The 23,078-nt window shown below is 66.2% G+C and carries 21 protein-coding genes and 4 pseudogenes; 17 read left to right on the top strand and 8 right to left on the bottom strand.

Translation table 11 applies throughout. The annotated features are described in order from the left end of the window. Position 1 precedes the first annotated feature (1 nt). The 14 genes and pseudogenes from QFZ83_RS13670 to QFZ83_RS13605 all read left to right on the top strand — a co-directional run bounded on the left by QFZ83_RS13670 (position 2) and on the right by QFZ83_RS13605 (position 14,705). Positions 2-697: an ABC transporter ATP-binding protein gene (locus QFZ83_RS13670; protein ID WP_307507232.1), complete on the top strand. Its 696-nt coding sequence runs from the start codon at positions 2-4 to the stop codon at positions 695-697. Between the two features lie 149 nt (positions 698-846). Further along, positions 847-2,952, top strand: coding sequence for a 3-hydroxyacyl-CoA dehydrogenase NAD-binding domain-containing protein (locus QFZ83_RS13665; protein WP_307507229.1), 2,106 nt, complete (start codon positions 847-849; stop codon positions 2,950-2,952). A 19-nt stretch (positions 2,953-2,971) separates the two neighbouring features. Then, positions 2,972-4,447, top strand: a complete 1,476-nt coding sequence (locus QFZ83_RS13660) for a M20 family peptidase (RefSeq protein ID WP_307507226.1) — start codon at positions 2,972-2,974, stop codon at positions 4,445-4,447. 43 nt (positions 4,448-4,490) lie between these two features. Next, positions 4,491-5,666, top strand: coding sequence for an acetyl-CoA C-acyltransferase (locus QFZ83_RS13655; RefSeq protein ID WP_307507224.1), 1,176 nt, complete (start codon positions 4,491-4,493; stop codon positions 5,664-5,666). Positions 5,667-5,668: 2 nt separating this feature from the next. Further along, complete coding sequence (locus QFZ83_RS13650) at positions 5,669-6,127, top strand: PaaI family thioesterase (protein WP_307507221.1); 459 nt, start codon at positions 5,669-5,671, stop codon at positions 6,125-6,127. Between the two features lie 16 nt (positions 6,128-6,143). Further along, positions 6,144-8,000, top strand: a complete 1,857-nt coding sequence (locus QFZ83_RS13645; protein WP_307507218.1) for an acyl-CoA dehydrogenase — start codon at positions 6,144-6,146, stop codon at positions 7,998-8,000. A 2-nt stretch (positions 8,001-8,002) separates the two neighbouring features. After that, entirely contained in the window at positions 8,003-8,245 is a 243-nt protein-coding gene (locus QFZ83_RS13640) for a hypothetical protein (RefSeq protein WP_307507215.1), read from the top strand. Positions 8,246-8,262: 17 nt separating this feature from the next. Further along, entirely contained in the window at positions 8,263-8,565 is a 303-nt protein-coding gene (locus QFZ83_RS13635; RefSeq protein WP_307507212.1) for a Dabb family protein, read from the top strand. Positions 8,566-8,601: 36 nt separating this feature from the next. Continuing rightward, a pseudogene (locus tag QFZ83_RS13630) lies at positions 8,602-9,401 on the top strand (SDR family oxidoreductase). 112 nt (positions 9,402-9,513) lie between these two features. Further along, positions 9,514-9,987 (top strand): PaaI family thioesterase, encoded by a 474-nt coding sequence (locus tag QFZ83_RS13625; protein WP_206179147.1) that lies wholly within the window; start codon positions 9,514-9,516, stop codon positions 9,985-9,987. Between the two features lie 34 nt (positions 9,988-10,021). Then, positions 10,022-11,038, top strand: a complete 1,017-nt coding sequence (locus QFZ83_RS13620) for an NADP-dependent oxidoreductase (RefSeq protein ID WP_307507208.1) — start codon at positions 10,022-10,024, stop codon at positions 11,036-11,038. 32 nt (positions 11,039-11,070) lie between these two features. Further along, complete coding sequence (locus tag QFZ83_RS13615) at positions 11,071-12,711, top strand: isovaleryl-CoA dehydrogenase (RefSeq protein WP_307507206.1); 1,641 nt, start codon at positions 11,071-11,073, stop codon at positions 12,709-12,711. A gap of 35 nt (positions 12,712-12,746) precedes the next feature. Continuing rightward, positions 12,747-13,685 carry a glutathione S-transferase family protein gene (locus QFZ83_RS13610; RefSeq protein WP_307507203.1) on the top strand — a complete coding sequence of 313 codons (939 nt, stop codon included), beginning with the start codon at positions 12,747-12,749 and terminating at the stop codon, positions 13,683-13,685. Between the two features lie 114 nt (positions 13,686-13,799). Further along, positions 13,800-14,705, top strand: a complete 906-nt coding sequence (locus QFZ83_RS13605) for an SDR family oxidoreductase (RefSeq protein WP_306879536.1) — start codon at positions 13,800-13,802, stop codon at positions 14,703-14,705. An 18-nt stretch (positions 14,706-14,723) separates the two neighbouring features. Here QFZ83_RS13605 and QFZ83_RS13600 read toward each other — a convergent pair whose 3' ends face one another. From QFZ83_RS13600 to QFZ83_RS13590, 3 genes are all read right to left on the bottom strand, one after another. Beyond that, positions 14,724-15,164: a hypothetical protein gene (locus QFZ83_RS13600; protein WP_307507201.1), complete on the bottom strand. Its 441-nt coding sequence runs from the start codon at positions 15,162-15,164 to the stop codon at positions 14,724-14,726. 106 nt (positions 15,165-15,270) lie between these two features. Then, positions 15,271-15,759, bottom strand: coding sequence for a DUF1772 domain-containing protein (locus QFZ83_RS13595; protein ID WP_307507198.1), 489 nt, complete (start codon positions 15,757-15,759; stop codon positions 15,271-15,273). Next, positions 15,759-16,610 (bottom strand): NAD(P)H-binding protein, encoded by an 852-nt coding sequence (locus tag QFZ83_RS13590; protein ID WP_307507195.1) that lies wholly within the window; start codon positions 16,608-16,610, stop codon positions 15,759-15,761. Before QFZ83_RS13590 ends, QFZ83_RS13595 begins: the two co-directional genes overlap by 1 nt. 87 nt (positions 16,611-16,697) lie before the next feature. Here QFZ83_RS13590 and QFZ83_RS13585 point away from each other — a divergent pair, with 87 nt between their 5' ends. Then, positions 16,698-17,360: a TetR/AcrR family transcriptional regulator gene (locus QFZ83_RS13585; RefSeq protein WP_307507193.1), complete on the top strand. Its 663-nt coding sequence runs from the start codon at positions 16,698-16,700 to the stop codon at positions 17,358-17,360. Here the strand turns inward: QFZ83_RS13585 and QFZ83_RS13580 are convergent, their stop codons facing one another. Then, positions 17,361-18,287, bottom strand: coding sequence for a LysR substrate-binding domain-containing protein (locus tag QFZ83_RS13580; protein WP_307507190.1), 927 nt, complete (start codon positions 18,285-18,287; stop codon positions 17,361-17,363). It abuts the gene before it with no gap. Positions 18,288-18,405: 118 nt separating this feature from the next. On the opposite strand from QFZ83_RS13580, the pseudogene QFZ83_RS13575 reads away from it, so the two are divergent. Next, a pseudogene (locus tag QFZ83_RS13575) lies at positions 18,406-19,071 on the top strand (FMN-dependent NADH-azoreductase); the annotation flags it as partial. Here the strand turns inward: QFZ83_RS13575 and QFZ83_RS13570 are convergent. From QFZ83_RS13570 to QFZ83_RS13560, 3 genes and pseudogenes are all read right to left on the bottom strand, one after another. Further along, a pseudogene (locus tag QFZ83_RS13570) lies at positions 19,067-19,192 on the bottom strand (EscR/YscR/HrcR family type III secretion system export apparatus protein); the annotation flags it as partial. The pseudogenes QFZ83_RS13575 and QFZ83_RS13570 sit on opposite strands and share 5 nt — an antisense overlap. Positions 19,193-19,298: 106 nt before the next feature. Beyond that, positions 19,299-19,820, bottom strand: a complete 522-nt coding sequence (locus QFZ83_RS13565; protein WP_307507187.1) for a GNAT family N-acetyltransferase — start codon at positions 19,818-19,820, stop codon at positions 19,299-19,301. A gap of 67 nt (positions 19,821-19,887) precedes the next feature. Then, a complete protein-coding gene (locus tag QFZ83_RS13560) occupies positions 19,888-20,868 on the bottom strand; it encodes a GlxA family transcriptional regulator (protein WP_307507184.1) in 981 nt (326 codons plus the stop codon). A 109-nt stretch (positions 20,869-20,977) separates the two neighbouring features. On the opposite strand from QFZ83_RS13560, the gene QFZ83_RS13555 reads away from it, so the two are divergent. After that, complete coding sequence (locus tag QFZ83_RS13555) at positions 20,978-21,808, top strand: dienelactone hydrolase family protein (RefSeq protein WP_307507182.1); 831 nt, start codon at positions 20,978-20,980, stop codon at positions 21,806-21,808. A 12-nt stretch (positions 21,809-21,820) separates the two neighbouring features. Here QFZ83_RS13555 and QFZ83_RS13550 read toward each other — a convergent pair. After that, a pseudogene (locus QFZ83_RS13550) lies at positions 21,821-23,010 on the bottom strand (MFS transporter). Between the last annotated feature and the right edge of the window lie 68 nt (positions 23,011-23,078).

The following is a 23,078-nucleotide window of genomic DNA, read 5'->3' as shown; positions in this document are numbered from 1 at the left end:
CATGCTGAAGCTTCACGACATCCACGCCTACTACGGCAAGAGCCATGTGCTGCATGGCGTTTCCTTCGACGTCGGCCCCGGCGAAATCGTCGCGCTGCTGGGCCGGAACGGCTCGGGCCGTTCGACCACCGCCAAGGCCATCATGGGCCTGGTGCATGCCGAAGGCACGCTGCGCTGGAAAGAGCAGGACATCCTGCGCAAGAAGGCCTACGAGATCGCCCACCTGGGCATCGGCTACGTGCCCGAGAACCGCGACATCTTCCCCAAGCTCACGGTGCACCAGAACCTGCTGCTCGGGCAAAAGGGCACGGGCAAGGGCAGCCGCTGGCAGTTCGACGACATGTACACCATGTTCCCGCGCCTGAAGGAACGCCAGCACACTGAAGCGGGCGTGCTCTCGGGCGGCGAGCAGCAGATGCTCACGCTGTGCCGCACGCTGATGGGCGACCCCGACCTCATCATCATCGACGAGCCCACCGAAGGCCTCGCGCCCAAGATCGTCGAGCTGGTGGGGCAGTACCTGCGTACGCTCAAGGACAAGGGCATTTCGGTGCTGCTGATCGAGCAGAAGCTCACCATCGCGATGCAGATTTCCGACCGCGCACTCGTGATGGGCCACGGCAGCATCGTGTTCGACGGCACGCCGGACAGCCTCCGTGCCGACGCCACCACTCGCAAAGAGTGGCTGGAGGTTTGATACTTGCGCGAATCCGGGCGACGCCCCGGATTCGCCTTGTCTCGACAGCGACTGCATGCCATTGTTGCGTCGCGACAAAAGCCTAGAATCTTCCGAAAAAGAACACTCGTGCTTTTTCTTCTTTTTCTTCACACACCAAGGAACGCAGCATGACGGCTGAATACAAAGTGCTCGGCGATGTCGCCGTGATCACACTGACCAACCCTCCGGTCAACGGTCTCGGTTTCTCGACCCGCATCGGCATCACCGATGGCCTGGCCAAGGCCAATGCCGACGACGCCGTCAAGGCCATCGTCATCACCGGCGCCGGCAAGGCGTTCTCCGGCGGTGCGGACATCAAGGAGTTCGGCACGCCCAAGGCGCTGCAAGAGCCCAACCTGCTGAGCGTGATCCTCACGCTCGAAGCTTCCCCCAAGCCCATCGTCGCAGCCATCCACTCCGTGTGCATGGGCGGCGGCCTCGAACTGGCGCTCGGCTGCCACTACCGCGTGGCCGCTCCGGGCACCAGCATCGCGCTGCCCGAAGTCAAGCTCGGCCTCATTCCAGGCGCCGGTGGCACGCAGCGCCTGCCGCGCGTGATCGGCGTGGAAACCGCCCTCAACATGATCGTGAGCGGCGAGCCGGTGAAGAGCGAACTGCTCGCGAGCCTGCCGGGCCAGAAGCTGTTCGACAAGCTGGCCGCATCGGCCGAGTCGGTGTTCGACGAAGCCGTGGCCTTCGCCAAGAGCGTGGCCGGCAAGACCGGTGAAGCGCTCCCGCTGGTGCGCAACCTGCCGTGCAAGCACCCGCAAGGCGATGCCTACTTCCAGTTCACCAAGAACATGGTGGGCGGCATGTCGAAGAACTACCCGGCGCCGCTCATGTGCATCGATGCCGTGCAGGCCGCGACGAAGATGAAGTTCGACCAAGGCATGGCCGAGGAGCGCCGCATCTTCACCGCGCTGATGTTCACGCCCGAATCGCTGGCGCTGCGCCACCTGTTCATGGCCGAGCGCGCCGCTTCCAAGATTCCCGATGTGCCCGAAGACACGCCCAAGCGCGAGATCAAGGCCGTGGGCGTGATCGGCGCCGGCACCATGGGCGGCGGCATCTCGATGAACTTCCTGAACGCGGGCATCCCCGTGAAGATCCTCGAGATGAAGCAGGAGGCGCTCGACCGCGGCGTCGCCACCATCAAGAAGAACTACGAAGCCCAGGTCAAGAAGGGCAAGCTCAAGCAGGACAAGTACGAGCAGCGCATGGCGCTCCTGAGCACCACGCTGAGCTACGACGACCTGAAGGATGCCGACCTCATCATCGAAGCGGTGTTCGAGGAAATCGGCGTCAAGGAAAAGGTCTTCAAGGAACTCGACCGCGTGGCCAAGAAGGGCGCGATCCTGGCCTCCAACACCTCGACGCTGGACGTCGACAAGATCGCCTCGTTCACCGAGCGTCCGCAGGACGTGGTCGGCATGCACTTCTTCAGCCCGGCCAACGTGATGAAGCTGCTCGAAGTGGTGCGCGGCAAGGCCACCGCCAAGGACGTGCTCGCCACGGTCATGGCCATCGGCAAGAAGATCAAGAAGACCTCGGTGGTCTCGGGCGTGTGCGACGGCTTCATCGGCAACCGCATGATCGAGCAGTACTCGCGTCAGGCCGGCTTCCTGCTGGACGAAGGTGCGACGCCGCAGCAAGTGGACAAGGCTGTCGAGAAGTTCGGCTTTGCGATGGGTCCGTTCCGCATGGGCGACCTGGCCGGCAACGACATCGGCTGGGCGATTCGCAAGCGCCGCGCCACCGAGCGTGCCGACATGAAGTACAGCCGCACGGCCGACAAGCTCTGCGAACTGGGCCGCTTCGGCCAGAAGACCGGGGCAGGGTGGTACGACTACCAGGCCGGCAAGCGCGATGCGATTCCCTCGGACCTGGTCAACAAGATGATCGAGGACCACCGCAAGGAACTGGGCATCACGCCGCGCAAGATTTCCGACGAAGAGATTGTGCAGCGCCTGGTGTATGCGCTCGTCAACGAAGGCGCGCATATCCTGGAAGACGGCATCGCGTCGAAGTCCGGCGACATCGACATGGTGTACCTCACCGGCTACGGCTTCCCGATCTGGCGCGGCGGCCCGATGCACTATGCGTCGCAAGTGGGTCTCTACAACGTGGCCGAGTCGATGAAGCGCTTTGCGAAGAACCCGCGCGACGACGCCGAGTTCTGGCAACCCGCACCGCTGATCCAGAAGCTGGTGGCCGAAGGCAAGTCCTTCAGCTGATCCGTCAGTCTGACCGCCTATGTTGAAACGCATCTTCCTCGGGCTGCTGCTGGTGCTTCTGGCATTGGTAGCCGCCGTGGCGGTCAAGACCTGGACCACGCCATCGCAGCAACTGGCGGTGGCGCCCGCACCCAAGCTGGACGTCGACCTGCAGGCAGCCGCCAAACGGCTGTCGACCGCGATCACGTTCCGCACGGTGTCGGGCCTCGACGACCCGGCCGCCAACGCGGCCGAGTTCGACAAACTGCATGCTTACCTCGAGCAGCAATACCCGAAGGTCCACGCCACCCTCAAGAAGGAAGTGGTGGGCAACAAGGCGCTGCTCTACACATGGACCGGCACCGATCCGCAAGCCAAGCCGATCGCGCTGATGGCGCACCAGGACATGGTGCCCATCGCCCCCGGCACCGAGAAGGCCTGGACGGTCGATCCCTTCGCGGGCGAGATCAAGGACGGTTTCGTCTGGGGCCGCGGCACGCTCGACAACAAGAGCAATCTTTTCGCGCAGATGGAGGCCATCGAGCTGCTCATCGGCGCCGGCTTCAAGCCGAAACAGACCGTCTACCTCGTGATGGGCGACGACGAAGAAGTGAGCGGCCTGCGCGGCGCGCTGCCCATCGCCGAACTGCTCAAGTCGCGCAACGTGCGCCTGGACTGGGTGCTCGACGAGGGCATGGTGGTGCTCGATGGCGTGGTGCCCGGCCTCTCCAAGCCGGCGGCGCTCATCGGGCTGGCCGAAAAGGGCTACGGCACCTTCTTCCTGTCGCTCGACACCGCACCCGGCCATTCGTCGATGCCGCCGAAGCACAGCGCCATCGGCAGCATGAGTGCGGCACTGGCCCGGCTCGAAGCCAACCAGATGCCCGGCGGCATCACCGGCGTGGCCAGTCAGACCTTCGGTGCGCTGGCGCCCGAGATGAGCGGCATCAACCGCGTGATGCTGTCCAACCTGTGGCTGACCGAGCCGCTGGTCAGGCGTGAGCTTGAAAAGAGCGCGAGCAGCAACACCCTTCTGCGCACGACCACCGCGCTGACCATCGTTCGCGCCGGCAACAAGGACAACGTGCTGCCCGGCCGGGCCGAGGCCGCCGTCAACTTCCGCATCCTGCCGGGCGACAGCATCGACAGCGTCGAGGCGCATCTGCGCAAGACGCTGGCCAACGACGACATCAAGATCAAGCGCTACCCCGGTAATTCGGAGCCGTCACCCGTGTCGTCGACCGACAGCACAGGCTACCGCGCGATCCGGCAGGCCGTGCGCCAGAGCTTCCCCGATGCGTTGGTGGCCCCCGGCCTGATGACCGCCGCCACCGACTCGCGCCACTTCAGCATCGTGAGCGACGCCGTCTTTCGCTTCTCGCCGTTCCGCATGAAGAACGAAGACCTCGCGCGCATCCACGGCAACAACGAACGCCTGCCCATCTCCAACTACGGCGAGATGATCGGCTTCTATCACCAGCTCCTGAGCAACACCAACGCTGCTCCGGCGCAATGACGACCACACCCTCTTTTCCCTTCCATCTTCAAAGGACCTCACCATGACCAGCGCCGTCATCGTTTCCACCGCCCGCACGCCGCTCGCGAAGAGCTGGAAGGGTGCCTTCAACATGACGCACGGTGCCACGCTCGGCGGCCACGCCGTTCAGCACGCCATCTCGCGCGCCGGCATCGAAGCCGCCGAAGTCGATGACGTCATCATGGGTTGCGCCACGCCCGAAGGCGCCACCGGCTCCAACATCGCGCGCCAGATCGCACTGCGCGCCGGCTGCCCCGTTACCACCTCGGGCATGACGATCAACCGCTTCTGCTCCTCGGGCCTGCAGACCATTGCCACCGCCGCGCAACGCATCATCGCGGGCGAAGGCGACGTGTACGTGGCCGGCGGCGTCGAGAGCATCTCGTGCGTGCAGAACGAAGCCAACAAGCACATGCTGGCCGACCCCTGGCTCGTGAAGCACAAGCCCGAGATCTACTGGAACATGCTGCAGACGGCCGAGCAGGTCGCCAAGCGCTACAACATCGGCCGCGACGCGATGGACGAATACGGCGCAGCCAGCCAGCAGAAGGCCACCGCCGCGCTGGAAGCCGGCCGCTTCAAGGACGAGATCGCGCCGATCACCGTGCTGGCCGGCGTGGCCGACCCGGTGATGGGCCTGCGCACCAAGGAAGTCACGGTCGAGAACGACGAAGGCATCCGCCCCGGCACCACCAAGGAAGGCATCAGCGGCATCCGCTCGGCCATGCCCGGCGGCCTGATCTCGGCCGGCAATGCCAGCCAGTTCTCCGACGGCGGCGGCGCCTGCGTGGTGGTCGATGAGAAGTACGCGCAGCAAAAGGGCCTGAAGCCCCTCGGCCGATTCCTCGGTTTTGCCGTGGCCGGCTGCGAGCCTGACGAAATGGGCATCGGCCCCGTCTTCGCGATTCCCAAGGTGCTCAAGCGCCTGGGCCTCACGGTCAACGACATCGACCTGTGGGAGCTGAACGAAGCCTTTGCGGTGCAGGTGATCTACTGCCGCGACAAGCTCGGCATTCCGGGCGACCGCCTGAACGTGGACGGCGGCGCCATCGCCGTGGGCCACCCCTACGGCGTGAGCGGCCAGCGCCTGACGGGCCACGCGCTCATCGAAGGCAAGCGCCGCGGCGCCAGGAAGGTGCTGGTCACGATGTGTATCGGCGGCGGCATGGGCGCCGCGGGCGTGTTCGAGGTCTTGTAATCATGTCGGGCGGCGACACACAGGTCTCGCCCGAAGCCTTCCTGGCCATGCTCGAAATGGGGCGGGGCGTTCTCGCCTCGCAGCCCTTCAGCGTGCTGATCGGTGCGGAAATGCATGCGCTGTCGCCGGGAAACGTCGACCTCCAGCTGCCGTTGACCGCGCAGCTCAAGCAGCAGAACGGTTTCGCCCACGGCGGCATCGTGAGCTACATGGCCGACAACGCGCTGACCTTTGCCGGCGGCACCGCATTGCGCGTGCCGGTGGTGACCTCCGAATTCAAGATCAACTATGTGCGGCCGGCCGTCGGCGATCGCTTGATCGCCCGCGCCAAGGCCGTGCACACCGGCAGTTCGCAAGCCGTCTGCACCTGCGAGATCTTCGCGGTGACCGGCGGTGTGGAAAAGCTCTGCGCGCTCGCGCAGGGCACCATCGCGAAGCTGCCCGAATCCTCGAAGAAGTAGCCAGAAGAGACACCCCATGAGCCTGCGTCCCACCCTCGACTTCCTGCTCTACGACTGGCTCGATGCCGAGTCGCTCAACAAGAGCGAACGCTTCGCCGACCACTCGCGCGAAACCTTCGATGCGGTGCTCGACACCTGCGAGCGCATCGCGCGCGAGAAGTACGCGCCGTTCAACCGCACGGTCGACACGCAGGAGCCGCATTTCGACGGCGAGAAAGTCATCCTGCCGAAGGCCACGCACGACGCGCACAAGGCTTTCGTCGAATCGGGAATGATGAGCGCCGCGCAGGACTACGACATCGGCGGCATGCAGCTGCCCTACACGCTGTCGGCCGCGGCCAACAGCTTCTTCGCAATGGCGTCGGTGAGCATCGGCTCCAACATGCTCACCAGCGGCAACGCCAACCTGCTGATGGTGCACGGCACCGAGATGCAGAAAGAGGTGTTCGCGAAGAACGAGTTCTCGGGCCGCTGGGCGGGCACCATGTGCCTGTCGGAGCCGCAGGCCGGTTCGTCGCTGAGCGACGTGGCCACGCGCGCGGTGCCCGATGGCGCGGACTACCAAGACGATCCGCTCGGTCCGCGCTATCGGCTCACCGGCAACAAGATGTGGATCTCCTCCGGCGACCACGAACTGACCGAGAACATCGTGCACATCGTGCTCGCCAAGATCCCCGACGAGAACGGCAAGCTGGTGCCGGGCACGCGTGGCATTTCGCTCTTCATCGTGCCCAAGCGCATGGTCAACACGAAGGGCGAGCTGACCGGCGAGCGCAACGACGTGGCGCTGGCGGGCCTGAACCACAAGCTGGGCTGGCGCGGCACGACCAACACGCTCTTGAACTTCGGCGAGGGCAAGTACCCGGTCGATGGCAAGGCGGGTGCGGTGGGCTACCTCGTCGGCGCGCCCGGCAAGGGCCTGCACTGCATGTTCCACATGATGAACGAGGCCCGCATCGGTGTGGGCACGGCCGCGACCATGCTCGGCATGGCGGGCTACTACGCCTCGCTCGAATATGCGAAGAGCCGGCCGCAGGGCCGCCTCGTGAAGAAGCCCGAGGCGGGTGCAGGCAGCCAGGTTGTGAAGGACTCCGCCAGCCCGCAGGTGCGCATCATCGAACACGCCGACGTGCGCCGCATGCTGCTCGCGCAGAAGGCGTACTGCGAAGGCGCGCTGGCGCTGGAGCTCTACTGCGCCCGGTTGGTCGACACGCAGAAGACCGGCGACGCGCAGGCCGCCGACGACGCGCGCCTGCTGCTCGAAGTGCTCACGCCCATCGCCAAGAGCTGGCCGAGCGAGTGGTGCCTGGAAGCCAATTCGCTGGCGATCCAGGTGCACGGCGGCTACGGCTACACACGCGACTTTCCGGTGGAGCAGTACTGGCGCGACAACCGCCTGAACATGATCCACGAGGGCACGCACGGCATCCAGGCGGCCGACCTGCTGGGCCGCAAGGTGCTGATGGAAAAGGGCCGCGGCCTGCAACTGCTGGCCGGCCGCATCACCGAAACCATCGCCCGCACGGCCAAGGTGCCGGCGCTCGCGGCACATGCCAAGGCGCTGGGCGACGCGCTGCAGCGCATCGGCAGCGCCACAGAGGCCGCTTGGTCCACCGGCGACCCGGCCGACGCGTTGGCCAATGCCGTGCCGTACATGCAGGCCTTCGGCCACACGGTGCTCGCCTGGCTCTGGTTGGACGTGGCGCGGCGGGCGCTCGAGATCGACGCGGACAAGGCGAGGGCGGTAACAGCTGGCAAGATCGGCGCCACGGACTATTTCTTCCACTACGAGCTGCCGAAAATCGGTGCCTGGCTCAACGTGGTCGAGAGCCGCGACCCCACCTGTACCGCTTTGCCCGAGGACGCTTTCTGACAATGGCCAACGCCACCCCCAACACTCCCACCCCCGTCAAACCCCCGAAGCCGCACGCCCGGCTCGAGAAGTGGATCTGGATCCTGATCTACGGCGGCCTGTTCCTGATGATCCTCGGGATCGCCACGGGCCGCTTCGATACCGCGCTCGGCTGGTCGATGGCCGTGCCCGGCGGCGTGGTCGCGCTGGTCGGCGTCGTGCTCATCTATGTGCGCTCGCGCCTGGACGACGGCAAGAAGAAGTAGGCAGGAGAGCCCGCACCATGCTCAAGCACATCGTGATGTGGAAGTTCAAGGAACATGCCGAAGGTGCCGACAAGGCGACCAACCTGCTGAAGGCCAAGGCGCTGCTCGATGCCTGCGCGAAGCTCTCGCCGGGCACGCACCGCTTCGAGGTGGCCATTGCCCAGCCCGCGCTCGAAGCCACCTACGACCTGGTGCTGTATTCGGAATTCACCGACGCGGCCGCGCTCGCCGCGTATGCCGATCATCCGCAGCATGTGGCGCTCAAGCCTTTCATCGGCGCGGTCCGTGAAGCCCGCCAGTGCATGGATTACGAAATCTGATCGACCTACCTCTCACAGAACACCGGAGACAACCCCATGACCGCCCGCACCACCCAACAGCTCTTCGACCTCACGGGCAAGACCGCCCTCATCACCGGCGGTTCGCGCGGCCTGGGCCTGCAGATGGCTCATGCGCTCGGCGAAGCCGGCGCCAAGATCATGCTGAGTTCGCGCAAGGCCGACGACCTGGAGCAAGCAGCGGCCGAGCTGCAGGCCGCCGGCATCGACGCACGCTGGATCGCCGCCGACTGCTCCAAGGAAGAAGACACCCGGCGCCTCGCCGACGAGACGCTGCAGCGCATGGGCGCGGTCGACATCCTGATCAACAACGCCGGCGCGAGCTGGGGTTCGCCGGCCGAGAGCCACCCGGTGGAGGCCTGGGACAAGGTGATGAACCTCAACGTGCGGGGCTACTTCATCCTCTCGCAGCAGATCGCCAACGGCTACATGATCCCGAAGAAGACGGGCCGCATCATCAACATCGCTTCGATTGCGGGCCTGAACGGCAACCCGCCCGAGATGCAGACGCTGGCCTACAACACGTCGAAGACGGCGGTGATCGGCTTCACCCGTACGCTGGCGGCCGAGTGGGGCAAGTACGGCATCACGGTGAACGCAATCTGCCCGGGCTTCTTCATGACGAAGATGGCGGCCGGCCTCATCAAGTCGCTGGGTGAGGAAAAAAAATGGCCGCGCAGGCGCCGCTGGGCCGCCTGGGCGACGACGAAGACCTGAAGGGCCTGACGCTGCTGTACGCGAGCGATGCCGGCAAGCACATCACCGGCCAGTGGCTGGCGGTGGACGGCGGCGTGAGCGTGGTCCTCGGCGCAGCGTAAGGCTCTCCCCCAGGCTGCGCGCACTTCGTGTCGCGCGCGCCAAGCCCCTCACCGAGGGGCAACACCAGCGGCCCGGCGAAGCCGGTTCCGCGGTGTCTCACGAAAAGATTCAATGACCACAGACGCTTCTTCTCCTTCCTCCGACATCAACATCCGCTCCTACACGAGCCAGATCCCGTTCGCGCGCCACCTGGGCTTCGAACTCACGAAGTTCGAGGGCGGCGAGTCCGAGATCATCTACACCGCCAAGCCCGAGCACCTGAACACCTTCGACGTGACGCACGGCGGCGCCTGCATGACGCTGCTGGACATCACCATGGCCGCAGCCGCGCGCAGCGTGGCGCCGGAGACCGGCGTGGTCACCATCGAGATGAAGACCAGCTTCATGCAGCCTTCGGTCGGTCCGCTGCATGCGCGCGGCACGCTCATTCATCGCACCGCGACGCTGGCGTTTACCGAAGCCAAGATCTACGACGAGCAGGAGCGCGTGTGCGCCCATGCCACCGGCACCTTCAAGTACGTGAAGCGCCGCCTGCCGACGGGCCCCGCCAGCGCGAACGAAATGCGGCCGCCTTCCACCGACTGACTGCCCGAACGAACGAATTCCCCAGGAGAACCCCATGCCCACGAACAAGCAGATCCATCTCGACAACCGCCCCGAAGGCGAAGCCACCGCGAGCAACTTCAAGCTGGTGACCGTCGAGACGCCCGCGCTCACCGACAACCAGGTGCTGGTGCGTCACCACTACATGAGCCTCGACCCGTACATGCGCGGCCGCATGAACGACTCGAAGAGCTACACCGCCAACCAGCCCGTGGGCCAGGTGTTCCAGGGCGGCACCGTCGGCGAAGTGGTCGAGAGCAAGCATCCGAAGTACGCGGTCGGCGACAAGGTGGTGGGCTTCGGCGGCTGGCAGGAGTACAGCGTGGTCGATGCCTCGCAGCCCGGCGCGCTGAAGAAGGTCGACACCACGCACGTGCCGCTGTCGCACTACCTGGGCGCAGTCGGCATGCCGGGCGTGACCGCGTGGTATGGCCTCGTGAAGATCATTGCGCCCAAGGCCGGCGAAACCGTGGTCATCACGGCGGCCAGCGGCGCGGTGGGCAGCGCCTTCGGTGCGCTGGCCAAGGCGCGCGGCCTGCGCGTGGTCGGCATCGCGGGCGGCCCGGACAAGTGCAAGTACGTGACCGACGAACTCGGCTTCGACGCCTGCATCGACTACCGCCAGCACCCCGACGTGAAGTCCATGAGCGCGGCGTTGAAGGAAGCCTGCCCCGACGGCATCGACGGCTACTTCGAGAACGTCGGCGGCTACATCTTCGACGCGGTGCTGCTGCGCTGCAACGCCTTTGCGCGCGTGGCGCTGTGCGGGATGATCGCCGGCTACGACGGCGCGCCGCTGCCGCTCGCGAACCCGGCGCTGATCCTCATCAACCGGCTGAAGATCGAAGGCTTCATCGTCAGCGAGCACATGGAAGTGTGGCCCGAGGCGCTGACCGAGCTCGGCACGCTGGTGGGCACCGGCAAGCTCAAGCCGCGCGAGTCGATCGCGCAGGGCATCGAATCCGCCCCCGAGGCCTTCCTGGGATTGCTGAAAGGCAAGAATTTCGGCAAGCAACTCGTCAAGCTGATCTGAAATGAACTGAGCGCACGGCAAAGGAGCCGACCATGGAAACGACGCACGAGGTGTTCAACCAGCCCGCACCGCTGGCGGACTACAACCTCTTCGAAACCAACCGGCCTTTGCGCGATGCGTTGAAGTTCAATGCGCCGCAGCTGCAGGTGGCGCCGTTGCAGGAGCTGGGCGTGACCATCGGCTCGGCCGAGATGCAGACGCATGCGCGGCTGGCCAACATTCACACGCCCGAGTTGCACACGCACGACCGCTTCGGGCGGCGCATCGACGAGGTGGAGTTCCATCCGAGCTACCACGTGCTGATGTCCGCTGCCGTGGGCGCCGGTTTGCATGGCACGCCGTGGGCCGGCACTTCAGCTTCGCCGCATGTGCTGCGCGCGGCCGGCTTCATGCTCTTCACCGAGCTGGAGCCGTCGATGCTGTGCCCGATCTCGATGAGCTATGCGGTCACACCCGCGCTGCGCAGCAATGCGGCCGTATACGCCGACTGGGGCCCGAAGCTCACCAGCCTCTGGTACGACCCGGCACTCAAGTCCTTCAAGGACAAGCCCGGCGTGACCATGGGCATGGGCATGACCGAGAAGCAGGGCGGCTCCGACGTGCGGGCCAACACCACGCAAGCCGTGCGCGACGGCAGTGATGCGTGGGGCGAACGCTACGCGATCACCGGCCACAAGTGGTTCTTCTCGGCGCCGATGTGCGATGCCTTCCTGGTGCTCGCGCAGGCGCCGGCCGGGTTGAGCTGCTTCTTCCTGCCGCGCGTATTGCCCGATGGCACGCGCAATGCCATCCACATCCAGCGCCTGAAGGACAAGCTCGGCAACAAGGCCAATGCGAGTTCCGAGGTCGAGTTTCACGGCGCCAGCGCCTGGCTCGTGGGCGAGGAGGGGCGCGGCATTCCGCAGATCCTCGAAATGGGCACGATGACCCGGCTCGACTGCGCGCTCGGCACGAGCGGCCTGATGCGGCAGGCGTTGAGCATCGCCATCAACCACGCGTCGCAGCGCAATGCCTTCGGCAAGCCGCTGATCGAGCAGCCGCTGATGAAGAACGTGCTGGCCGACCTCGCGCTCGAAAGCGAAGCCTCGACCGCGCTGGCTATTCGCCTGGCCCGTGCCTTCGATCATCCGGACGACGAACACGAGCGCCTGATGGCGCGCTTGCTCACGCCGGTCGCCAAGTTCTGGATCTGCAAACGCGGCAGCCACTTTGCGCAGGAGGCGATGGAGTGCCTGGGCGGCAACGGCTATGTGGAAGAGGGCGGCGAAGGCATCATGGCCCGCGTCTACCGCGAGATGCCGCTCAACTCGATCTGGGAAGGCGCGGGCAACATCATGGCGCTCGACTTGCTGCGGGGCCTGCGCAAGGGCGATGCGGTGGCGGCGCTGACCAAGGAGCTTGCTCCTGCACGTGGCCAGCACGCCGCGCTCGACCGCCTGGCGGACGCACTGCCAGCCCGCATCGAGGCGATGGCCTCCGAAGTGGAGGCGCGTCGTCTGGCACAGGACGTGGCGCTGGCCGTGCAGGCTTCGTTGCTCGCACAGACCGCACCGCCCGCGGTGGTCGGTGCGTTCTGCGCATCGCGCCTCGGCGGCGACTGGGGCAATGCCTTCGGCACGCTGGGCGCGGGCACCGATTTCGATTCGATCATCCGGCGGGCCCAGCCACGCTGACCCGACACAAGAACATCCCACAGGAAAAACAACCCATGGCCGACCTGATCCTCCACCACTACACCACCTCGCCGTTCTCGGAAAAGGTGCGGCTGATCCTCGGCGCCAAGCAGCTGCCGTGGAAGTCGGTCTTCATTCCGCCGATCATGCCCAAGCCCGATGTGGAGCTGCTCACCGGCGGCTACCGCAAGACGCCGTTCCTGCAGATCGGCGCCGACATGTACTGCGACAGCGCGCTCATCGCCGATGTGCTGGAGCATCTGCAGCCCGAGCCCACGCTGTACCCCGAGCCCGAGAAGGGCCTGTCGCGCATCCTCGCGCAGTGGGCCGACACGACGTTGTTCTGGGCCGCGATGGCCTGGAACCTGCAGCCCAAGGGCGCGGCCGAGGTGTTTGCCAAGGCGCCGCCCGAAGCAGCCAAGGCTTTCGGCGAAGACCGCGGCAAGATGAGCGCCGGCAACATGACGCGCCTGCGCCCGGCCGATGCCACCAGCGCCTACAAGTCGTACCTGCGGCGACTGTCGGACATGCTGGACGACCGCCATTACCTCTTGGGCGAGGTGCCGAGCATCAGCGACTTCGCGGCTTATCACCCGCTCTGGTACACGCGCCGGATCGAGTCGGTCCGCACCATCCTCGACCTGACGCCCGCGGTGGTCGACTGGATGGACCGCATGGCCGCCATCGGCCATGGTGCGCCCGAGAAGTTCAGCGCCGACGAGGCCGTTGCCGTGGCCAAGGCCGCGACGCCGCACACGCTGCTGACCGACAGCACCTTCCAGGACGACCACGGCATCCCGCTCGGCAGCGCGGTGACCATTCGCGCCGAGAGCTTCGGCCTGGAGGAAACGTCGGGCACGCTGGTGGCCGCCACGCGCACGCACTACACGCTGGAGCGCAGCGACGAACGCATCGGCACGGTGCATGTGCACTTTCCGCGCATCGGCTATGTGCTGAAGAAAGCCGAGGCCTAGAAGGCGTTGAAAAGCGTCGGCGTCGGGCACCTTCGTGACTGCGCGATGGCGCGTTCCGTACTTCAATAGCGGCTCTAACGTCAGAGACATTCAACGCAAGAAGGACACCGGCAAATGATTCAGGACTTCAAGGGCAAGACCGCCGTTCTCACCGGCGCGGGTTCGGGCTTCGGCCTCGAATGCGCGCGCATCGGCGCCGCACGCGGCATGAACCTCGTGCTGGTCGACGTGCAGCAGGACGCGCTCGACAAGGCTGCTGCTGAAATGGAAGCTGCCGGCGTGCAGGTGCTGGCCCGCAAGGTCGATGTGTCCGATGCCGCCCAGATGGAAGCGCTGGCCGCTGCGGTGAAAGAGCGCTTCGGCGCGCCGCACTTCGTGTTCAACAACGCTGGCGTGGGCGCGGGCGGGCTCGTGTGGGAGAACACGGTTGCCGACTGGGAATGGGTGCTGGGCGTGGATCTCTGGGGCGTGATCCACGGCGTGCGCCTCTTCACGCCGATGATGCTCGAGGCCGCTGCGAAAGACCCGGCCTACCGCGGCCACATCACCAACACCGCCAGCATGGCGGGCCTCCTCACGCCGCCCAACATGGGTATCTACAACGCCGCCAAGGCCGCGGTCGTGAGCCTCACCGAAACGCTGTATCAAGACCTGACGCTGGTTACCGACCAGATCGGCGCGAGCCTGCTGTGCCCGTACTTCGTGCCGACCGGCATCACGAGCAGCGAGCGCAATCGCCCGAACGCGCCGAAGGACAGCGAACTCACCAAGAGCCAGCTCATCGGCCAGGCCATGAGCAACAAGGCGGTGAGCAGCGGCAAGATCACCGCGGCCGAAGTCGCGGCGAAGGTGTTCGATGCGATCAGCGACAACCAGTTCTACGTGTTCAGCCACCCCAAGGCATTGGGCAATGTGCGCGCCCGGATGGAGAACATCGTGGCGGTCGTGAACCCGGCCGATCCGTTCCTCGAGAGGCCCGAGATCGGCCAGAAGCTGCGCGAGCAGCTTCGCGCAGCCTGAACCATCGGAAGTGCGCGGTCAGTTGTAGCTGACCGTCACCATGGCGGCCGCCACGCGGCCTGTAGGCGGCTGCCGCAGCGCCGCAATGGACAGCTTGCCCCCATCCAGGCCGAGTGCCTGCGCCTGCGATGGATCGAACGAATGCTGTCGGCCCTGAGCGTCGGTGTACACGGTGCGCAGGGGCAGGGCGCCGAGCCCTTCGATGCGCACGGTGCCGCTGGGCCGGTCCACGCGTTGCTGCACGAAGGAGAGTTCGGCGACGGGGCCCAAGCCGCTCTTGCGGTGGGCCACCGTTGGCGCCGGTGCCGGCGCGTGCGCCGCGAGGCGCATCTCGTAAGGGGCGGCAACGATCTCGCCCGTGAAATGAATGGTGCCGTCCGCCGCACGCGCATCGATCGATGCCATGCAGGTGGTCAGCAATGCCAGTGCCGCGAGTGCGCGCGAGTCATGGTGCTTCATCTCGATCCTCTCCTGAATCGGTCTTCTACTTACTCCCTGTTTCTTTTGGATGAAACCATGTTCCGTGCGGCGGCACAAGCTGCAAAGCCCGTAGGGTGAACAGGTCTTAGGCGGCAGCCCGTTTCAACGCCGCTGCAATGAAGACGATCGCGGCAAGGGCTGAAGAGGCAGTCCGCACACTGTTCCACAGCGTCCAGGTCTTGAGGTAGGTCTGCCAGAACACATGGCCGCCGGTGGGCGAGGTCGCGGCGAGCTGGTTGTTCAGCGGCACGTTGAGCACCATCGTCACGCCGAAGCAGCCGACCACATAGAGCAGGCTCGCGAGCAGTACGAGTTGCGAATCCAGTTGCGAAATCGAGAACAGAGACCAGCCGCCGAGCACGACGCCCAGCACGGCGCTGCCCATGAACAAAAGCATAAAACTCGGCGTGATCACCGTGAGGTTGATCGAATTCATCGCGTGGATGCCTTCGCTGTTCTGGATGCGCGCGAGTGCCGGCATCACGAACGAGGAGAACGCGTAGAAGATGCCGGCGACCATCGCGATGGAGAAGGCGCTGACGAGGATCAGCACCGTGGCGGTCTTGCCCATCATCACTTCGCTCCCCAGACGCCGGTCGGGGCCGTGCGTGCCACGTAGTCGGCGAAGGTGCGCGGCGGGTGGCCCAGCGCCTGCTCCACGCCGTGAGCGATGGGCGTGTTGCGGCCATCGAGCACGGTGGTGAACAGGTAGATGACGAGCCACGAAAGGTCTGGCGGCAGGCCGGCTTCGGACAACAACTTTGCATAGTCGTCCATCGAGATGATGTTGCAGTCGATCCGCCGATTCGTCGCGCGGCTGATCTCTGCGATGGCCTCCGGGAAGGTGAAGGCCTGCGATCCGGTCAGCTCATAGAGCTTGTGGCTGTGGCGGGTGTCGATCAGCGCTTCGGCGGCGATGTCGGCAATGTCGTCGGCGTCGATGAAAGGCTCTGGCGCCAGCCCTTCGGGCAGGGTGATCGCGCCGGCGACGATCTCGTCCAGAAAGTAGTTTTCGCTGAAGTTCTGGAAGAACCAGCTCGCGCGCACGATGGTCCAGTCGAGCGTGGTGGCCTGCAGGGCCTTCTCGGCGTGCTGCGCCTCGGGTTCGCCGCGGCCCGACAGGAGCACGACCCTTTCGACGCCGGCCTCGGCGGCGGCGTCGTAGAAGGCCGTCACCGTCTCGACGGCGCCCGGCACGCACAGGTCGGGCTGGTAGGCGACGTAGACGGCGCGCACGCCCTCGAGCGCCGCGGTCCAGGTGGTGCGATCTTCCCAATCGAAGCGCGGCTGCGCGGAGCGCGAGCCGACACGCACGGCATGCCCGGCGGCGCGGAGTCGGTCCAGAACACGTCCGCCGGTCTTGCCGTTCGCGCCGAGAACCAGGATGGGATGCGCGTCATCCCGGGGGCTGCTGCTGATTGCCATTTCCGATCTCCTTGAGATAATGTGAGAAATGCTCACGTAAAAAATGATAGTTACTCACATTTTGAATGTCAACCCTCGGGGCGTGCCATGAAACGCAGCGCACCTTTGCAATCGCAGGTGGCCGTCTTGGAAGCGCCTTCGGCCCGAAAGAGCCCGATCCAGGAGCGCAGCAAGGCGCGCGTGGAGCGCATCCTCGAAGCGGCCGCCGAGCTCATCGCGCGCAGCGGCAGCGACCTGTTGAAGATGAGCGAGGTCGCTGCATCCGCCGGCATCTCGATCGGCTCGCTCTACCAGTACTTCCCCGAGAAGGCCGCGCTGATCCGCATGCTGGCCGAGCGCATCAATGCAGCGAGTCGCGAGTGCATCCGCGACGGCCTCAAGGACGTGACGGACCTCGCGAGCCTGCAGTCGTCCTTCGCGGCATTGGTGGACGTGTACTACGCCATCGTCAACGAGCGCCCCGTCATGCGCGACATCTGGAGCGGCATGCAGGTCGACAGGCAACTGCTGACCCTGCAACTCGCCGAGAGCCGCGTCTGCGGGCAGATGCTGGCCGACGCGATGTTCAAGGTGTACAAGGTGCGGGCCCGTGCCGACATCAGGCGCGTCGAGCAAACCGCCCTCCTGATCTGGGAGATGGGCGAGGCGACCATTCGCCTGGCCATCGCGGTCGATGCGGCCGAAGGTGCGGCGCTGGTGGAGGGCTACAAGCGCATGGCGATTCGCGAGATCACTGATCCGTTGGCGTGATCAATCGGTACTGGCCTGCGATTCGATCCACTGCCACACGGCCCGGATCGCAGGCTCGTTCTCGCGTCCATTCGCGGTCGCGAGAAAGTAGCTCCCTGTGTCGAGTGCCGGTCCGAAGGGCTGCACCAGCGCGCCGCTGCGCAACTCCTCGGCCGCGAGCGTGAGACTCAACAGCGCAACACCATGTCCCGCCAGTGCGGCGAGCATCGCGTGCGTCTCGTCCGAGAACGACAGCCCCGTGGCCTTCGCCGAACGGCCACGCGGCTGTGCAATGTCCGCCTCGCGAAACCAGCGCGACCACAGCGCCGGCGCCAGCGCATTCGGCTGCCAGTCGCAATGGATCAGCTGGTGCTTCGGCAGATCGCTCTTGCGGCGCAGGCCCAGCATCGGGCTGCACAAGGGCGCGTAGCGCTCGGGCATCAGCTCGCTCGATACCAGCCCCGGCCAGTTGCCGTTACCTGAGCGCACCGCGATGTCCGCATCGCCGCGCGCGAGGTCGACCAGCGTGTCGCCTGCATGCAGTCGCAGTTCGATGCCGGGACAAGCTTTGCGGAAAGCCGTCATGCGGGGCAGCACCCAGCGCGCCGCGAAGGCCGTGTTGGTGGTGAGCGTGACCGACTGCGAAGCCGCAGGCCGGCGCAGCCGGTCGACGCCCGCTTCGAGCGCGTCGAAGCCCATGCGCAGATCGTCGAAGAGCCGCTGGCCCGCCGGCGTCAGCGCGAGCTGCCGCGTGAGCCGGCGAAACAGCGGCTGGCCCAGCGTGTCTTCGAGCGCGCGCACCTGGTGGCTGATGGCCGAGGGCGTGACCGACAGTTCGACCGCCGCGCGCTGGAAGCTCAGGTGCGCGGCCGCTGCTTCGAAGGCCCGCAGCGAGAGCAGGGGAGGCAGGCGGCGCTGCGGGCGGACGGATGAGCCAATCTCTTGCATGACGGGAGAAATGATCGTTTGTGAAGGGCCGCTCGTATCCATAGATTCAAGGCCTGTGCAGTCATTCTGACAGCGCAACACAGCGTAGATCAATTCATCCATTCACCGAAGGAAAGACATGACCCTCAACCTGCTCCACATCGACGCCAGCGCCCGCCCGGGCATCTCGGGCACCGACCCGCACGGCTCGCACACGCGGCGCCTCTCGGCACGCTTCGTCGAGCGCTGGCGCGCGGCCCGGCCCGCCGACCGCATCGACCACATCGATGTCGGCCAGCACCCGCCCGCATTCGTCGACAGCCGCTGGATCCACGCCGCCTTCACCGCACCGGCTGACCGCGAATCCTGGATGGCCGACGTGCTCGCAGAAAGCGACCGCCTTGTCGACCAGCTCGTGGCCGCCGACTTGATCGTGGTGGGACTGCCCATGTACAACTTCAGCGTGCCCGCGCAGTTCAAGGCGTACATCGACAACATCGTGCGCGTGGGCCGCACCTTCGGCTTCGACCGCGCGCGGGGCGCGGTGCCCTACTGGCCGATGCTCGCCGACGCCGGCAAGCGCATGGTGCTGCTCGGGGCGCGCGGCGACCATGGCTACGACCCGGGCGGCCGCATCGCGCACCTGAACCACACGGAAGCTTCTGTGCGCTCGGTGTTCGGCTACATCGGCATCACCGATGTGCATGAGGCGGCGGTGGAGTGCGACGAATTCGGCGGCGAGCAGCTCGCGCAATCGATGCGCAAAGCCGAGGCCGCGGTCGACCGGCTCGTGGACGAACTCAGCGGTACGAAAGCACCAGCCCGTGCACCAGCCGCGTCCACCCATCCAGCATCACGAACAGCAACAGCTTGAACGGCAGCGAGATCATCGACATGCCAAGTGCGAGCAGCACCGTCGCGACGATCGGGGCGGGGTCGTGCAGCTCGGCAAGACCCTCTCGTTCCTGGAGGCGCACCTGAGCGATGCGGACGGGCGGATGCTGGCGCGCTCGACGGCGATCGCACGGATGATCAGTCCCCGCTAGACAAGGCCTGTGGCATCGCCAGGACATGGTTCCTGTGCCGGCCTTCGCCGAGAACGAAATCGGTGCTGCCGCGAACCACGAAGCCGTGCTTCTCGTAGAAACGGCAGGCGCGCAGGTTCTGCACATTGACCATGAGCCACAGCCCGTCGTTGCCCGCGCGTGCCGCCCGCAGCAATGCGGACCCCACGCCGTGCCGCGTGAACGGCTCCTGCACATACAGCGAGCAGAGTTCCGAATCGGCTTCGGGCACCAAGGGCTGCGGCACGCCGGAGCGCACCAGTGAATAGCCGACGAGGCGGTCATCGACCTCGGCGATGTGCAGCGAGACATCGGGCGCATTCACCAGCGCGAGGAATTTCTCGGGCGTGAATTCCGACAGCACATAGCGCGCGAAGAGGTCGCTCACGCCCTCGGTGTAGGTGGCAAGCCAAACCTGGATCGACAGGGCGGCGAGGGTGTGCGCATCGGCTGCGCGCGCGGGCCGAACGGAGATGGGTGGAGGTGTCACGGCAGCTCGTTTTTGGGCGGCTCGATTCTGTCAGGAACGGCTTGTGCGCGCGACCGCAACCCGGTTTCTATGACGCCTGAAGGTTCGCGCGGAATTTGCTCGGTGTGGCACCTGCCGCCTTGCGCATGAGGCGTCGCAGCGCCGTGGCGTCTTCGTAGCCGACCTGCGCTGCCACCTGGTCGATCGTCATCCGACTTGTCTCGATCAGCATCCTGGCTCGCGACAGCCGCACGCTCTGGACCAGTGCGAGCGGACCCAGGCCCGTGGCGGCCCGCACATGGCGGGCCAATGTGCGCTGCGACATCGCGAACTCGTCGGCCAGGCGCGCGACGCTCGGCGGATGCGGCAGCGACGATTCGATGCGCTGCGTCAGGCGGCGGATCAGCTCGCTGCCGTTGGACATCATCGAAGGCACGACGAACGGCGCCTGCGCCTCGCGACCATCGATCAGCAACACCTTGCCGACCGCATCGGCCAGCGAGGGGCCGAAGCGCGTGCGCAGCAGATGGAGCATGAGGTCGGACTGCGCGAACGCGGCACCCGCCGTGCTGACCGGCCCGTCGGCGCAGACCATGCGGTCGGCATCGACGTTGCAGCGCGGTTCGATGCGGCGCAGCTCCGGCGCGAGCCACCACGTGGTGGTGGCTCGCCGGTCCTGCAGCACGCCCGCGGCTTGCAGCAGAAAGACGGCGGAGCACGATGCGGCCACCGCGCCGCCTTGTGCGGCGTGGCGGCGCACAGCGGCGATGGCGCGGGTGGCGCAGTCGTCAGTCAGGCGCTCGGCCAGATCGGCGGGGCGGTCGACACCGAGGCCGGGAACGATCCACGTCGATGTGTCGGCGCGGGCGCGTGCGGGAATCGCCGAGGTCGTCACCTGCACGCCGCTGCTCAGCGGAACCATGCCGCCGTCCGGCGACACGACGCGCCAGGTCGGCTTCGGCATCTTCATGCCAGGCGCCAATCCTGCAGCGGCATCGAGCACGTCGAGCGTGATGGAAACGCTGGTGGCAAAGGCTCTGGGCAGCACCAGGACAGTGAAATCGTGCATGGCTTGAAACGCCTGATAAATGTCGAATTAGACACTGTCAGTCTAGCGACTCGCCACGTGTAATGGGCGCTCCGATCCACCTGAAGAAGACCCGCAGGAGCCAGCCACGATGCCGACGACGACACGCAACCTCAACGAAACCGACCCGCTCGAAGACTTCGAGCGCCGCGAGATCACCCTGGACGACGCGATGAAGAAGGTCTACGTCGCAGGCACCGGGCCTGCGGTGATCGTCATGACCGAGATGCCCGGCATCAGCCCGCACGTCGCGCGTTTTGCCCGCTGGGTGCGCGATGCGGGTTTCACCGTGTACATGCCTTCGCTGTTCGGCCGCGATGGCGCGGTGGCGGATGCAGAGGAGGGCAAGGCCGTGTTCCAGCATGCCTGCCTGAGCGCGGAGTTCCGCGCGTTCGCGGGCAACAAGTCGAGCCCGGTGACGCAGTGGCTGCGTTCGCTCGCGAGGCTGGCGCACAAGGAATGCGGCGGGCCGGGCGTCGGTGCCATCGGCATGTGCTTCACCGGCAACTTCGCGCTCACGATGATGCTGGAGCCTTCGGTGCTGGCGCCGGTGCTGTCGCAGCCGGCCTTGCCGCTGGACAACCCGGTGGGCATCGAGATATCGCCGGAAGAAATCTCGGCGGTGAGACAGCGCCTCGACCGCGAGGACCTGACCGTCATAGCCTATCGCTTCGAAGGCGACAGGTTCTGCACCGCGCAGCGCTTCGCCGCTTATGCCGAAGCGCTTGGCACCCGCTTCGTCGCACGGGTGCTGCCCGACAGCGCGGCCCAACAGAAATCGCTGCCTTCGTTTTTCGCGGAAGTGGTGGCGAGCCCGCACAGCGTGGTGACGGCCCACCTCATCGATGAAGCGGGCCAGCCGACGATCGCGGCGCGCGACGAGATCCTTTCGTTCTTCGCGCGCCGGCTGGTCTCGAAGTAGCCGAACGATCGATCAGGCCCGCGCCGAAGCGCAATCGGTCACGGGGCGACCGGTTTCCCGCCGGTCGAGCGACCGGCTCCAGAGCGCGATGGCCAGTCCCAGGAGCGTGAGCAGCGCCGCCACCCAGCCCAGTGCGCGCAGGCCCGGGCCATGGTCGATCACCACACCGCCCACCCACGCGCCGAGCGCATTGCCGAGGTTGAAGGCTGCGATGTTGAGGCTCGATGCGAGGTTCTGCCCCGCGCCCGAGGCCTTCTCCAGCACCCGCAATTGCATCGGCGCCACGGTCGCGAACGAGGCGACGCCCAGCAGCCCGACGAAGACCACCGCGGTGAACGGCGTGCCGATGGTGAACTGCATCGCGCCGAGCACCACGGCCAGTGCCACCAGCGTGCCGAGCACGGCGGCCATCGGTGCGCGGTCGGCCAGCTTGCCGCCGAGGATGTTGCCGACCGCAAGACCACCGCCGAACACCAGGAGGATCGGCGACACGGCCGATTCCGAGAGTCCTGTGATCTGCGTCAGCAGCGGCTGGATGTAGGTGAACACCACGAACACGCCGGCGAAGCCGAGCACTGTCATCGCCAGGCCCAGCAGCACCTGCGGGCGGGCCAGCACGGCGAGTTCTTCGCGCAGCGGCGCGGGCTTGGCCTCGCCCTTCACGCGCGGCACGAACACCGCGAGCACCACGAGGGCCAGCACGCCGATCAGCGTCACTGCCCAGAAGGCCGAGCGCCAGCCGAACTGCAGGCCCAGCCAGGCGCCGGCCGGCACGCCGAGCAGCGTGGCGGCGGTGAGGCCGGTGAACATGATCGCGATGGCCGAGGCGCGGCGCTCGGGCGCGACGAGCCCGGTGGCCACCACCGAGCCGACGCCGAAGAAGGTGCCGTGCGCGAGCGAGGTGACGACGCGCGCAGCCATCAGCATCTCGTAGTTGGGTGCGAGCGCACAGGCCAGGTTGCCGAGCGTGAAGATCGCCATCAGCGCGAGCAGCACGGTCTTGCGCGGCAGCTTGCGGGTGGCGATGGTGAGCACGGGCGCGCCGACCGCGACGCCGAGCGCATAGCCGGAGATCAGGAGGCCGGCCATCGTGATGGAGACATGAAGGTCCGTCGACACCTGCATCAGCAGGCCCATGATGCGAACTCGGTGGTGCCGATCCCGAAGGCACCGGCGGTGAGGGCAAGTAGAGCGATTGGCATGATGCCCTGTACTGTGCGGACATTCAGGGCCTGTGACTAGAATGCCGCCGCTACATGCACTTGTGATT

The organism is Variovorax sp. W1I1 (genome assembly GCF_030815625.1).
Taxonomy (GTDB): domain Bacteria; phylum Pseudomonadota; class Gammaproteobacteria; order Burkholderiales; family Burkholderiaceae_C; genus Variovorax; species Variovorax paradoxus_C.
Note: the sequence above shows the minus strand (reverse complement) of the source record. Positions and strands in the feature narration are given on the sequence as shown.